The following is a 14383-nucleotide window of genomic DNA, read 5'->3' on the forward strand; positions in this document are numbered from 1 at the left end:
CGCTTAAGCATCCTCGGCCGCAGCCAAACTGCGGTATAGATCTTGATAACGCTGTGCCACCGCTTGAATCGAAAACTGCTCCAGCACCCGCTGCCGGGCCTGCATACCAATCGCCTGTCGCCGTTCCGGCGCCAAATCGAGCAGTTCGCCAATTGCGGCCGCCAACGTCTGCGAATCCTCGGCAACAACGACTCGGCCGCCGTCGCCCAAAACCGCCGCGGAATCGCCGACATCGGTCACCACGCACGGCACCGCGCAACTCATCGCTTCGCCGATCGCATTAGCAAAGCCTTCCGAAACCGAAGGCGTGACGGCGATATCCAGCGCGGCAGTGATGCTTGCAATATCCTGGCGTTCGCCCAAAAGATGCAAACGGCCTGGTAAAGCGGAGCTGCGTTCGGCGTCGACAAACACGCGGTTTTGGGAGTCGACCCCACGCCCAGCCAGCACGAAATGCACATCGTTGCGCCGCTCGGCCAACAGTTGGGCGGCCTTTAGAAAATTGGCATGGCCTTTCATCGGATCGTAGCGGGCGACCATGCCGACCAACGCCGCTTGCGGCTGCAAGCCGAGCTCTTCCCGTAATGCAGTCCGCGCCGCCGGCTCCGGCCGGAATACGTCGGTGTCGAAACCGTTCGGCAGCCAATCGCCGCGCTCCGGCGCATAACCTATGTTTTCGTGGTGCTGTCTGGCGGTTTGCGAGTTGTACAGGATTTTGGTCGCCGCTCCGGACAACCAGGCGCACAAGCGGATGATTTTCGCGGTACCCGGCTTTTCTTTATTGATGTCGTAAAGACTCTGCCGTACACCCCAGATCAACGGTACCCGCCGGCCGATCAGCAAACGGCCCGCCCAGGCCGCAAAATTACCGTGGTACATCCAGCCTTGCACAATATCCGGCCGTGCCGCGAGCAAATATTTGCGCAAACGGCCGACGGCTTTCAAGCCGCTCACCGGCGACCGAGCCCCCAAACACAATACCGGTATGCCCAAGGCGCGGATATCGTCCGCAACCGGCCCGTCGCCAATCAGGCACACCACCCGCATGTCGAACCGCTCCCGGTCGACATGGGCCAGCAATTTCCACAGCATGCGCTCGGCACCGCCGACGTTCAGACCGGTGATGACGTGGACGACGACGATGCGATTGACGTTAGCGGTTGGCAAGGCGGAACACAAATTCGTTACAGCCCATGCGGCCGCCGCAAGTCGTCATTTCGGTCAAAGTAAAACCGCGATCGCGGAAATAAGCGAAGACTTGTTCCGGCTTGGCCACTTCGAACGGATAACCGCCCAACCAATCGATCATGTCGTACCAGATCGTCATGCCGCGCTCGATCGACAGCCGTCCGCTGGCAGCGCGCACCAGCCAGCGCAGGCCCAGCAAGTAAGGGGCATGGCATGCGATCAATACCGGTTTGGCAATCCTGCTGCGGTTGTACAATCGTTTGACCCAGGTCCAATAGCGGCTAATCCAGCCCTGGTCGTTGTAGATCGCGATAAACAGCAAACCGCCCGGTTTGACGCAAGCGGAGATATTGGCAAATGCCGCAGCCATATCGCCGGTATGGTGTAACACGCCCCAGGAATAGACCACATCGAAATCACCTAATGCCGAGACATAGGCTCGATCCAGTACCGATCCGCTCTCGATCCGCCAGCGTTCGCAGTCCGGGAATTTAAGCTGCTTGATCCGTTCGGTACATTTAACCGAACTCGGATCGAAATCGAAGGAATGCACCGTTGCCCCCAGGCGCGCCGCCGCCAGCGAAAACAAGCCGCTGCCGGAGCCCGCATCGAGAAAGGTCTTGCCTTGCAAAGACTCGACGCCCAGCATCCGTTTCAGCGACGCCTCCGCCGCGGCGATTTTTTCATCCGACAGCTCGGCCAAGAAACGCGCCCAATTTTCGCCGAATTCAAAACGTTCTCCGGACTCGACCTCAGCCGCGTGCCCCATGCCAGTTCTCCCCTATTCTCAAAACGGTGCGGACAAGCCGCACCCCAAATTTGCCGTTTCCGGCCTCTGGCCGGATGCCTGAAGTGCCGTTACGCATAAGCAATCCAAACTATTTCCGCAACAGTTTTTTTAAACCGTTTACCAGGCAGCGGTAAGGCCGACCCAACAATTTAAAGCGCCAGGCCTGGCTCATGTGCAACCAGTAGTCGCGGCGCGGAAACGCCCGCGGCGCAACGGTTTGGCCGGGTTTTGCCAAAATCATGATCGAGCCTTTCAATCGGCGGCGGGCAATCACGACGAAACCTTCCTGCTCCAGCAGATAGACCAGCGCATCGGCGCTCGGATACCAGGTGTGCGCATAACCCGGACAACTGTCGCTAAACGACGACAACAAATCGCTGACGATAACGACGAACAGGCCGTCGGGCTTCAGCATCGCCGCGACCTGCTGCACGAACTGCCGCGGCCGGCTGACGAAATAAATCGCATGCGCGATCGAAACCACATCGAAAGCAGCTCCCGGCTGCAAATTCTCCACCTGCCCTATCGTCACCGACACTCCGGCTTTTTCGTGGAATTGCCGCGTGTTCGGGTCGGCATCGACCCCTTCCGCCTGCCAACCCTTATCGCGGAACAGGGCGACGGTTGCGCCCAGCCCGCAAGCGACATCGAGAAAATGTTGCATATCCGGCCGTAAAAACGGCGCGACAAAGTCGTAAGTCCGCTGCGCCCAAACTTGGCTGGCCTGCCAACGGCCTTGCCAGACAGCCTCGGCCTCGGCGGCAGGCGTATCATCGATTACCCGGTTGCGATCCCAATATTGCTGCAGTTCCGCCAACGACACCGTCTGCGTCGGGAAGGCATTGCCGCAAGTGCCGCATAAACGCCAATGGTAACCGGCGGTTTTCAACACCCGCAGCCCGGAATCGGGGTCGCGGAACGGTATCGGCCTGGACTGCTCGGCAGCGCAAATCGGGCAGACATGGGCTTGTTGCGGCACCGTATTCATTTGCCCACTCCGTCGATAGCACGGCAATGTTGGATGAAGCCCTCGGCAAACGCAGTTACATTGCCCTCGCGTAACACCGGTTCGCCGGCCATGCCCGGCGAACCGAACACGATGTCCTTGCGTACCGAAAACACGCGGGCCAGAAAATCGATAATCTCGGCGTCGTCGACTTTGCCATCCAATTTCTCGGCAATTTTGGCGCGTAAATCGCGGAGATTGCAGACGCCGCCCAAAGCCTCGGAAAAAAAGGCGTTGCCCAAGGTAATCGACGGCCGGCCCAGCAGATAGGCTTCGAAGGTGGCGGTGCCGGTCACTGAGATCGTGATCCGCGCCCGTTTTACGATTTCCGCCGACGGCATCGCGTAATGGGCCACCACGACACCGGATTTATGCAGCAACTCGCGGACGAAACTGCCGCTTCGCAGCAGTATGCAGGCCGGGTGTTCTTTGATCACTAAAACCACGTCGCTGGGCAGCGCATGTCGAATCGCATCGATTGCCCGCATCTGATCGACGAAATACGGTGCCGGGGTATTGATCGAAGACTCGGGCGAATACTGCAACGGATAAAACACGAATTTGTCCGGGAGCTGTTCCAAACCGGTAATGTCGCATAGCCGTTGGTTTTTCCAGCGCCGCAAATTCCAAATAGCGTCCCGCAGCCAAGGCAGGTTATTCAAAAACGCCGCACGCAGGTAATCCCATTCGAAGCTTTCCCTGGCGTCGAACCGGCGTTGTAACGCCAAGCCCACACGCTGCAACAATGGCTTTTGGAACGTTGGCAGAATCTTGTCTTCCGCTACAGCCTGGCCGACCGCCGGCGCTTTTGGCGCTTCCCGGAACTCTCGGAGAAACCATTCGCCGGACTGCCTGGCAGTCGAATCGCCCGCATTCGCATATGGCGGCAAGGATTCACTATCGTCCGGCGAAAAAAATATTCCGCCCAAATTGCGGCAATGGGTCGGCACGACGACCGGTATGCCCATCTGTTTGGCGCACGCCAGAAACACCTTGCCGTCCAGACCTTCCACCTGAGACACCAAAGCATGGCTCGGCGCGAAGCGCGCCATGAACCGTCTGGCACCGCGGTACAGGTTCATCGCCCGTTGCAATTGGAGCTGCGAGCGGGCGAATTTGAAATTGCGTTTTTCGCTGTCGATATCGCGGTGCAGGCTGCCCGGATACAGCCAATTTTTTTCCTCCGCAGTGCAGGTAGCGTCGTTGGCGTTCAACACGAACACGTTGTCCCGGCCGAGCAGCGACACCATCAAGGCCTCGTGGTGCGGCGACGACAAGATCATCGCCCATTCCACTTCCGGATAGCGGCGTCTGGCATATTCGATCACGTGGTAAAACAGAATAGGGAACGAGCCGAACCCGTGCAAAATCACCCTCATTTCAGATATTCCTCGATTGGGCCGAAATTTTCCGCAGACAAGGCTTGCCAGGAGGCAAGATTGGCGCCATCGACCATTCGGCCGGCTGCTCCCTCTATCGTTTCGGCGATCACCCCGGTCCGCGCCTCGGAAAGCGAAAGGAACGGCATACCGGCATCCAGGCAAAAATCCGACAGCTTGCTGTCGCGGCCAATCCCGACAAACGGCAGGCCCAGCAAAGCCGCCATGACCAGACCGTGAAACCGCATCCCGACAACGATATCGAGTTCGGCGAATTGCCGGCACAATGCATCCGGGTCCGACGAAACCCTGAGCAGTTCGACGCGCTCGCCGGCGATGCCGACGGCCTGCAGCAACTTGGTATCGGACACGCCGGCCTGCGGACCGTCCAGCTCTTGAAACGACAACAGCCGGATCGACCAACCATTGTCGCGTAATTCCGCCAAATCCGCGGCAAGTGCGGCAAAAAACTGCGGATACGCGTCGGTCGCAGCGCCGATATCGCTGGCCGCCAACGTGACGCCGACAGTTTTGCCGGCCGAGGTTGTCGGCACCGTCGGCAACTGCAATGAGAACACCAGATCAGCCGTACGCCTGACGCGATTGCCGCCGATCACCTGCCGGCAATGGCGCCACGACGAGGCGTCGCGCACGGCAAAATCATCGCTCAGCGCCAGGATCGCCGCCATTAACAATCTGGCCGAAATGCCGGGCATTTCGGCGACGCCGGCCCCCAGCACAAACACTCGGGCGCCTCTGAGCCGGGCTTGAACGACGGCCAGGAAAATCAACACCAGATTGGTCAACGCGCCGCCGCGGGCGTGAAACAGCGTACCGCCACCGAAAACCATGGCCCGGCAACCGGCCAGCGACCGCCAATTGACCGCCAGATAGTCGAGCAGACGCCGCCACTTCGGCAGATTCGGCTGCAACAGAATCCGCTCCTGGCAGCTGAATTCGACGTTTTCGCTTTGCAAGTCGGCTACCGGATGCAGGCTGCGCACGACAAAACCCGAATCCGGCGCGGCCGAGCGCAAGCGCCGCAAAATCGCCGCCAGCAGCAAATCGTCGCCGACGTTGCCGAAGCCGTAATAGCCGTAGAGAAAAACCTTACCCATCCGCAGCGCTGCCGGCCAGTTCGCCGAGAATAGAACGGAACCGTTCCGCCACCGCATCGGCGCTGTAAGCCGCGCGCACTTGCGGATCACCCCAGGCCGACGTAATTCCCGCCGCCCTGCGCTCGCGAATAGTGTGCAAAACCTGCTGCAGAGACTCGGCGATTTCGGCCGGTCGGCGCGGATTGGCGACGACGCCGCCGAGCTTGGCAATTAACTGCGCCGATGCGCCGGGTGGTACGATGCCGAAAATCGGCACGCCGGCGCCCAAATAATCGACCAGCTTCCCGGGCAGAAACACGCTTAGGTCGTCCGGCGCATCGATCACCAATAACAAATCGGCTTGCTTCATCAATGCCAGCGAGGCCGAATAATCGACGGTAGGCACCACGGTGACCAATCCGTCCGGCAAGGACCGGTAGGCCGCCGATTTCAGCATCCTGGGCGGCACTCCGCCGACCAATTCGATGCGGACGCCGCACAGTTCGTCCGGCCGCTCGCGCAGAATGGCCGCCAAAGCCTCGAACAACGGCTGCGGCGACCGGTGGCCGTAGAAATTCCCCAAATAACGGATCAACAGCGGCGCATCCGGATCGCGTGGCGAGTCGCCGTAAGCGTCGGGCTCGAAACCGTGCGGCAGGACCCGGGCCTTCTCCCGCCACGCCGCGGGATACTTGGCCATCACCAAATCCACGGTTTCCTGCGAGGTAAAAATGATGCGGTCGGCGGCGGCAACCACTTCGCGTTCCAATTGGCGGTTACGGATGTTCGCCAGGAAAAACCGGCGCCGGAACGGGTTATCCGCCCAGGGATCGCTGAAATGCGCCACCCACGGCAAACCGTAGCGGCGTTTCAAACGCAGGCCGAGCAGATGGTCCGACATCGGCTCGCCGAAGCTCAGCAATGCGTCCGCCGCAAAATCGCCCTGCGCCAAACGCTCGACCACGGCACGCTCGGCCAGCGGCACCCAGCCCAGGAATTCGTCGGGGGCCCGCGCGTAAAAGGGCAGCAGATTCGCCGCAATTCGATGCCACAGGCCGGATAAGGGCGCACGGTACGCCACCGGCAATCTAAACAGTAAGCGGCTGTCGAAATCGGGATACGCATCCAGCCCGTTCGCCAAGGCCTCCACCTGCCCCGTGACGGCGGCTATCGGCAGCCGGGCATGGTAAAGCAGACGGCCGATTTGGATGGCCTGCGAATAGAGATTGGGCGGCAGCACGTAGGATACGGCAAGTAGTTTCATAGTAAGGCGAGGTCAAACCGGGGAATGGGCGGCGATGGCATCGATAATCCGTTCCGACGCCAGTCCGTCGCCGTAAACATCGGCGCTATCCGCCAGCGGCCAACGGCCTTCCAAGGCGTCTATCGTAGAAGCGGTTATTTTATCGGGATCGGTTCCGGCCAAGCGAATCAAACCGGTGTCGAGGCCCTCGGTCCGCTCGGTCTCGTCTCGCAACACCACGACGCGTTTACCCAGACTCGGCGCCTCTTCCTGCACGCCGCCGGAATCGGTCAAAATCAGTTCGGCTTCCGCCATCAGGCTGACGAACGGCAAATATTCCAAAGGCTCGATCAATTGAACGTTGGCGATACCGCTTCCCAGCAGCCTGTTTACCGTTTCCCTGACCCGTGGGTTCGGGTGCACCGGGTAAATAAAATCGTAACCGGGAAAACGGCCGGCAAGCAGCACTATCGCCGAGCAGATGGCCTCCAGGCCGGCGCCGAAACTCTCCCGCCGGTGGCAGGTGACCAGTACGTAAGGCCGGCGCTCAGACAAGCTCACGGCTTTCAAACCGGCCGCGTTCAATAATTTCGCCGCCCTGTCCCGCAACATCGCGTCGTCCGTCAAGCGCTTGACCAGGCCTTTCAAAGCGTCGATGCCGGTATTTCCGGTCACCAACATTCTGTCCGGCGGAATCCCTTCGGCCAGCAGGTTTTCCGCGGCAGACCGGGTCGGCGGAAAATGCAGCATCGCCAATTCGGATACCAACCGCCGATTCATCTCCTCCGGCCACGGCGCGTAGATATTGCCGGTGCGTAAGCCGGCTTCTACATGGGCTACCGGCACCTTCCGGTAAAAAGCCGCGAGTGCCGCGGCAAAACTGGTCGTGGTATCACCCTGCACCACGACCCAATCCGGCCGGCAGCGGTCCAGACAATCCTGCATCCGCGTCAGGATATCGACGGTGATACCGGTCAGGGTTTGTTCGGCACGCATGATGTCCAAATCGAAATCGGCATGCAAGCCGAACAACTCCAACACCTGATCCGACATCTGCCGATGCTGGCCGGTGTTGCACACCAGAAAATCGAATTGGCTCCGGTTTTTGCCGGCCAAAACCAAAGGCGATAGCTTGATCGCCTCCGGTCGGGTACCCAAAACCACCAAAACCGTTTTTCCCGCTGCCATTACCGTGTCCAAACCCTGGAGAGCCGCCCCTGAAACCGTGGCTCATGGGTTTTGCAAAACCGTACCGCCGGCAACTCGACCAATATGTAGCTCAGATAAGCCACCCAGGTCGACAGCATTGCCGCGCCCACAATAGCTATCAGATTGCCGGCGAAGGTCTGCTGGCGGCCGATCCAATCGAGCAACGAGTATCCGACCAGCGTGTGGTACAAGTAATTGCTATAGGAAACCTTGCCGAAAAACGCCAGCAAAGCCATCGAGAATCCGGATTGCAACAGTCCAGCCATCGCCGCAGCGCCGCCGAGAATATAGGCCATCGACCAGAGCGGATAGATGCCGTCGAACAAGGCAACGTTAAGTCCAGCCAACAAGGCGATCAAAGCCAACCTTAACAGGCTTCCCCCTGCCCAATCGGATTTCTCCGCCAAAAACACCTGAATACCGACAAAGAAAACCGGAAAATACGTCAATAACTGGCTGGCCTGGCCCCTAAGCAAAAACATCGCAGCATTAGCCAGAGTAAACAATACCGGTACCGCCAAAACGAAACGATTCCTTAAGAAATGGGAATACAAAGCGATAAACACGTAAAACTTCACTTCGATCAACAGGGTCCAATATACGTTGCTGACATTGGGTAACCTGAACAGGTCGGACAGCATCGTAAAATTCGCCAGGTAGGTCGCATTGGAGTGACTTGCCAAACCGAAACCCAGTTGGCCGGCAATGAACAACACCAGCAGGTTCAACCAATACGCCGGAAAAATTTTGAAAAACCTCCGGCATAGAAAGGGGCCGATATTGCAGTTCTGCAAACTTTTGAATATCAAGTATCCGCTGAGCAAAAAAAACACAATCACGCCGCCCCTGCCCATGGTGGCAAACGATGCCGCCAAATCTCCGAAGACCAAGCGCTGCGGCAGAAAATGGCCGCAAATCACCATCAAAATGGCGATGCCGCGAAAAAAATCCAGCGTTGCAATACGTTCGCCGCGTTGCGCCACGGCAGCCGGAGCGCCGGCAAAACCGGCATTGGCGGCAACACCGTGGGCAATCGGCACAGAAAGACCAGGAAAACGGAGCATCGGCAAGGCCGGCGCTTAGCGTAGGCGTTTCAAAAAGCCGTCCGGGGCCACCGAAATCTGCAGTTTATGGTCCAGGCCTTTGTCGATCTCAAATTCGGGATGCGACTGCAAATATTGTCTGACCGCGGTTTTCGGATTGTCGCCCGGCCCCCAAGGACGATCAGGGAACAGATCGGCCGGCATGTCTTCGACCATGGTATCGAACACCACGCAGTAACTGCCTACCGTCGTCAGCGGCGCGTAGGCTTCCAGCTCGGCCAGCACGTGCTCGTGGGTGTGGTTGGAATCGAGGCACACCAGAATCCGCTGCGAACCCTCCGCGCGAGCTTTGACCTCGGCCACGGTTTCCGGCGCGATGCTGGAGCCCTGGATCATTTCGATCCGCGAGCTCATCGGGTGGGCTTCGATCGCCGCCCGGTTATGGGCGCGAATATCGATATCGATGCCGATCACTTTGCGGCGGAAATCGCGCAGATTCAGCGTCTGCTCGCCGGCTTCGATCGCTTCGGCCATGTCCAGCAACGCCAGCATCGATGCGCTGAAAATCAAGGATCCGCCGTGAGCGATACCGGTCTCGACGATCAGGTCGGGCTTGACCGACCAAATCAGCTCCTGCATCGCCACGATGTCCTGCGGGTATTGAATGATCGGCCGTCCCATCCAATCGAACTGGTAAGAGTATTTGCCGGCTTGAGCGAAATTCATCCAGGCGCGAGTCAGCTGTTCGCCCTCTTTGTTTGCCGCGAAAGCCTGGCGGATAGACTCTCTTTCATGCGCAAACTGTGTTACCGGATCCATCATTCACTCCCCTTCAATTCGTTAATTTTAATTCGGTAATCGGCAAGGCCGTCGCGGATCGATATTCGTGCGGCCCAACCGGTTGCAACCAGTTTATCCGCGCAGCCGACCAGCAGCAGCGGATCGTATTCGGCCACCGGCACGGCGCCGAATTCGACCGCCGGCACGGTTTGGAACAAACCGGCGCAGATCGCCACGATATCCGCCAGCCGCATCGGTTCGCCCGACGCGACGTTAAACACGCCGGCCGCCGAAGTATTTGCCGCCAAATGGGCGAAAGCCGATGCGACATCGCTGGCGTGCAGAAAATCGCGAAACTGCCGGCCGTGGCTGCACTTCAAAACTTCGCCCCGGGCCATGGCCGAGAGCACCGACGGCACGAATCGCGCCGTCGGTTCGCCCGGCCCGTACGGCGTAAAAATCCGCCCCCACACCCAGTCAATGCCGTTGTCGCGGCAAAAACCTTCGGTAAATTGCCGGGTGGCATCCTTACACTTGCCGTACAGCGTTACCGGCGCAGTTGGCGTTTTGCCTTCGACGCAATAGCCGTAATTCCAGTCGTACTCGGCGCAGGTCCCGGCAATCACCGCCCGCTTGCCGCCAAATTCTTTAAATGCCGCCAGCAAATTCGCCGTGGCATCGCACCAGGCAAAATTTTCGGCTGCGGTCCAGAACCGGCCGTGCTCGACGAACCAGGCCAAATGAATCAAGCACTCGGCTTCGGCTTGAGCCATCGCCTGCCTGGCTTGGCCGACATCCAACAAATCGGCCGGTAACCAGGTCAGGCCGGGCTGCGGCGCATGATCGGAACGCCTGGAAACGGCAGCCACCTGATGGCCCTGCGCCAGCAAGATCGGCAACAGATAACGGCCGATGAAGCCGTCGGCCCCGGTAACCGCGATTCGCATTAGAGGACCGTTAACTCCGGTACGGCAATAGCGAAGCGGCCGCCCCAATCCCGCAGGTAATCGAGTTGTGCAACCACTTCGCGCTGCAAATTCCACGGCAATATCAGCACATAATCGGGCTTGTCGCGTTGCAAATGCTGCTCGTCCACAACCGGAATCCGGCTGCCGGGCAGCCATTTGCCTTGCTTGGCCGGATTTCGATCGACGACATAGGCGATCAGATCCGGCCGCACTCCGGCGTAATTGAGCAGGGTATTGCCTTTGGCCGCGGCACCATATGCCGCAACTTTCTTGCCGTTGCGGGCCGCGTCCAGCAAAAAGCTTAGCAGATCGTTCTTCAACGCATCGGCCCGCTTCTGGAATCCGGCGTAAAAAGCCACTCCAGCCATGCCGGCCTGGACTTCGCGCCGCAACAGTTCGGCAACGGTAGGCTCGACCGGCTGCGCGCCAACTGCAGTGCGCTGGGCAAACACCCGCAAACTGCCGCCATGGGTCGGTAATTCCTCGACATCGAATACCGTCAAACCGTTTTCCGCGAATATCCTTTGCACGGCGGTCAGCGACAGGTAGGAAAAATGCTCATGGTAAATCGTATCGAACTGGTTGCTTTCGATCAGATTTAGCAAGTGCGGAAACTCGAAGGTCGCAACCCCGGCCGGCTTCAGCAACACCGCGAAGCCGCGGACGAAATCGTTAATGTCGGGGACATGCGCCAGCACATTGTTCGCGGCCATCAAATCGGCCCGGACGCCTTCGGCGACCAACCGTTCGGCCAGTTGCGCACCGAAAAACTCCTCTACTATTCGCAAGCCCTTATCGCGGGCAGCTTGGGCGGTGCTTGCGGTTGGTTCGATACCCAGGGCGCCGATGCCGCGTGCCTGCACATATTGCAACAAATAACCATCGTTCGAGGCTACTTCCACCACCAACGATCCGGCATCCAGACCGAAACGCCGGGCCATCGCCGCGACATAGTTTTCGGCGTGTTGCAGCCAGGTCGACGAGAACGAACTGAAATAGGCGTAATCGGCCGAAAAAAATTCGGCGCAATGGGCATAGTCCTCGGTCTGTACCAACCAGCATTGTTGGCAGACCAGTACCCGCAGCGGGTACCAGCGTTCCGGGGCATGCAAGGTTTCGGCGGTCAGATAGGAGTTCGAAGGCGGCGCGCTGCCGAGGTCGATCAGCGGCAGAGAGAGTTCGGAACCGCAATGACGGCATTTCATAGCTCGATACCTTGAAAATCGGATGGTAGGTTTGAGTGTTGCCGGTCGCGCTCGGACATTTCGGCAATCGCCAACGGCCAGTCGATAGCCACTCTCGGCTCCAACGCATGCAACGCGCCTTCCGCACTCGGCGCATAGGCGGCGCTATGCAAATACAACAATTCGCAGTCCTCCTCCAAAGTCTGGAAACCGTGGGCGAAACCTTGCGGAATCAGCAGCGACTCGCGGTTGTTAGCTGACAACTCCACGCCGTACCAGTGTAGAAAGGTCGACGAACCGCTGCGCAAATCGACCGCAACATCGAATATCCGCCCGCGAAGGCAACTGACCAGTTTGGTCTCGGCGTGGGGCGGATATTGGAAATGCAGGCCCCTGACCGTACCGCGGCGGCGAGTCAGCGTTTGGTTGATCTGAGCGATCGGTTCCGAAAAGCCGGCAGCGTTTAATTCGTCCGCGCAGAAAAACCGGGAAAAATAACCTCGGCTATCTTCCGAACAGCGCCGCCGAATCAATTTCAATCCGGCTAAAGGCGTCGCGACGACTTCAAATTGCGCCAAGACCGTCTCCATGCGGCGCTTGCCGGTAGTCCCGAATTTGTCCGGCGCTGAACTCGGCCATGTCCTCGCCGTTGCGCCAAGCTCGGTGCCAGGCGGCAGTTCTTTCGATGGCAATCTGCAAACGCCAGCGCGGTTGCCAAGCCAAACGCTGCCGGGCTTTGCTGCTGTCCAGGCTCAGAAAATGCGCTTCGTGCAGATCGCTGGGTTCTGAGCGCCAATTCAGAGTCGGGAAGCGCTTCGCCAATTCGCCCAGCACCCAGGCCACAGGCTTGGCGTCCTGTTCGTGCGGTCCGAAATTCCAGCCCTCGGCGAACGCCTCGCCATGCTCGAATAAATGCTCGGCCAACGCCAAATAACCGGATAGCGGTTCCAACACATGTTGCCAGGGCCGCGTCGCATTCGGTGCCCGAATCACCAATTCTTCGCCGCGGTCCAATGCACGCAGCGCGTCCGGAAGCAAACGGTCTTCCGCCCAATCGCCGCCACCGATCACGTTGCCGGCACGGGCCGACGCCAAATGCACACCGGCCTGCGCCAGAAACGACGCCCGGTAAGCGGTCGTCACCAATTCCGCGCAGCCTTTGCTGGCCGAGTAAGGATCGCGGCCGCCCATGGCTTCGTTCTCGCGGTAGGGCCACAGCCACTCGCGATTTTCGTAACACTTGTCGGTGGTCACGTTGACAACGGCGCGGACCGAGCTTTGCCGGCGCACCGCCTCCAGTAAATTTACCGTTCCCAGCACGTTAATCTGAAAAGTCTCGACCGGCTCGCGATAGGAATAGCGTACCAAGGGTTGGGCCGCCAGATGCAACACGATATCGGGCCGGGCCTGATCCAGCGCGGTCGCCAAAGCAGGTAGATCGCGAATATCCCCCAATACATGCGCGGCGAGCAGCGATTCCACGCCGGCCTCGACAAACAGCGCCGGTGCAGTGGCCGGAGGCAAGGCATAGCCGTAAACCGTCGCCCCCAACGAATGCAACAGCATCGTCAACCAGGAACCTTTGAAACCGGTATGGCCGGTGACGAACACCCGTTTGCCTTGCCAGAATTCAGGATTCATGCCAAACCTTCCACGGTGCGGCCCCGGATTGCCACAACTCCTCAAGCTGATTCTTGTCGCGTAGCGTATCCATCGGTTGCCAAAAGCCGGCGTGTTCGAACGCCATCAGTTGGCTTTGCTGCGCCAAACGGGTCAATGGCTCGGCTTCCCAATGGGTTGCATCGCCGTCGATGTACGTCACGCACTCGGGAGATAACACGAAGAAACCGCCGTTGATCCAGCCGCCGTCGCCTTTCGGTTTTTCCATGAAGCCTTTGACCCGGGTTCCGGCCAAATCCAAGGCGCCGTAGCGCCCGGCAGGCTGGACCGCGGTGACGGTGGCCAACTTGCCGTGGTCTTGATGAAAACGAATCGCAGCGGAAATATCGACATCGGCCACGCCGTCGCCGTAGGTGAAACAAAATGCCGTTTCGTTTTGCAGATAGGCGGCGACCCGTTTCAAGCGGCCGCCGGTCATGGTGTCGTCGCCGGTGTCGACCAGCGTCACCCGCCAAGGTTCGGCGTAGCGATGGTGGACTTCCATTTGGTTTTTTTGCATGTCGAAGGTGACATCCGACATATGCAGAAAATAATTGGCGAAATACTCCTTGATGACATATCCCTTGTAACCGCAGCACACGATAAACTCGTTAATGCCATGCGCGGAGTATATCTTCATGATGTGCCACAGAATCGGCTTGCCGCCGATTTCGATCATCGGTTTGGGGCGGGAAACGGTTTCTTCGCTGATGCGGGTACCGAGCCCGCCGGCCAGAATGACTGCTTTCATGAATCAACTTTAAAAAGGTCGGCAGCCAATCGGCGGGGCTGTAACGGACGCACCATTTTATTTTTCAACGCGAGCGAGCTAAAGAA

At 59.0% G+C, this 14383-nt stretch carries 14 protein-coding genes; all 14 read right to left on the minus strand.

Annotated features, from left to right (window positions below):
- Positions 1–3 precede the first annotated feature (3 nt).
- On the minus strand, positions 4–1167 hold the full coding sequence (locus tag ACH518_RS18375; RefSeq protein ID WP_445371127.1) for a glycosyltransferase family 4 protein: 1164 nt from the start codon (positions 1165–1167) through the stop codon (positions 4–6).
- Entirely contained in the window at positions 1154–1957 is an 804-nt protein-coding gene (locus tag ACH518_RS18380) for a class I SAM-dependent methyltransferase (protein WP_140911351.1), read from the minus strand. Before ACH518_RS18380 ends, ACH518_RS18375 begins: the two co-directional genes overlap by 14 nt.
- A 109-nt stretch (positions 1958–2066) precedes the next feature.
- Positions 2067–2966, minus strand: coding sequence for a class I SAM-dependent methyltransferase (locus tag ACH518_RS18385; protein ID WP_140911352.1), 900 nt, complete (start codon positions 2964–2966; stop codon positions 2067–2069).
- Complete coding sequence (locus tag ACH518_RS18390) at positions 2963–4363, minus strand: capsular polysaccharide export protein, LipB/KpsS family (protein WP_445371128.1); 1401 nt, start codon at positions 4361–4363, stop codon at positions 2963–2965. Before ACH518_RS18390 ends, ACH518_RS18385 begins: the two co-directional genes overlap by 4 nt.
- Positions 4360–5481: a polysaccharide pyruvyl transferase family protein gene (locus ACH518_RS18395; RefSeq protein WP_445371129.1), complete on the minus strand. Its 1122-nt coding sequence runs from the start codon at positions 5479–5481 to the stop codon at positions 4360–4362. The genes ACH518_RS18390 and ACH518_RS18395 overlap by 4 nt, the downstream gene beginning before the upstream one ends.
- Positions 5474–6724, minus strand: a complete 1251-nt coding sequence (locus ACH518_RS18400; protein WP_445371130.1) for a glycosyltransferase — start codon at positions 6722–6724, stop codon at positions 5474–5476. The genes ACH518_RS18395 and ACH518_RS18400 overlap by 8 nt, the downstream gene beginning before the upstream one ends.
- 12 nt (positions 6725–6736) lie before the next feature.
- Positions 6737–7891, minus strand: a complete 1155-nt coding sequence (wecB, locus tag ACH518_RS18405; protein WP_445371131.1) for a non-hydrolyzing UDP-N-acetylglucosamine 2-epimerase — start codon at positions 7889–7891, stop codon at positions 6737–6739.
- On the minus strand, positions 7891–8976 hold the full coding sequence (locus tag ACH518_RS18410) for an acyltransferase family protein (protein ID WP_445371132.1): 1086 nt from the start codon (positions 8974–8976) through the stop codon (positions 7891–7893). The genes wecB and ACH518_RS18410 overlap by 1 nt, the downstream gene beginning before the upstream one ends.
- A gap of 15 nt (positions 8977–8991) precedes the next feature.
- Positions 8992–9777: a cephalosporin hydroxylase family protein gene (locus ACH518_RS18415; protein ID WP_278211303.1), complete on the minus strand. Its 786-nt coding sequence runs from the start codon at positions 9775–9777 to the stop codon at positions 8992–8994.
- Positions 9774–10682, minus strand: a complete 909-nt coding sequence (locus tag ACH518_RS18420) for an NAD-dependent epimerase/dehydratase family protein (protein ID WP_445371133.1) — start codon at positions 10680–10682, stop codon at positions 9774–9776. Before ACH518_RS18420 ends, ACH518_RS18415 begins: the two co-directional genes overlap by 4 nt.
- Positions 10682–11908, minus strand: a complete 1227-nt coding sequence (locus tag ACH518_RS18425) for a methyltransferase domain-containing protein (RefSeq protein WP_445371134.1) — start codon at positions 11906–11908, stop codon at positions 10682–10684. The genes ACH518_RS18420 and ACH518_RS18425 overlap by 1 nt, the downstream gene beginning before the upstream one ends.
- Positions 11905–12465, minus strand: coding sequence for a dTDP-4-dehydrorhamnose 3,5-epimerase family protein (locus tag ACH518_RS18430; RefSeq protein ID WP_445371135.1), 561 nt, complete (start codon positions 12463–12465; stop codon positions 11905–11907). The genes ACH518_RS18425 and ACH518_RS18430 overlap by 4 nt, the downstream gene beginning before the upstream one ends.
- Positions 12452–13528, minus strand: a complete 1077-nt coding sequence (gene rfbG / locus ACH518_RS18435) for a CDP-glucose 4,6-dehydratase (protein ID WP_445371136.1) — start codon at positions 13526–13528, stop codon at positions 12452–12454. Before rfbG ends, ACH518_RS18430 begins: the two co-directional genes overlap by 14 nt.
- Complete coding sequence (gene rfbF / locus ACH518_RS18440) at positions 13518–14297, minus strand: glucose-1-phosphate cytidylyltransferase (RefSeq protein ID WP_445371137.1); 780 nt, start codon at positions 14295–14297, stop codon at positions 13518–13520. Before rfbF ends, rfbG begins: the two co-directional genes overlap by 11 nt.
- Between the last annotated feature and the right edge of the window lie 86 nt (positions 14298–14383).

Source organism: Methylomonas sp. HW2-6 (genome assembly GCF_052474525.1).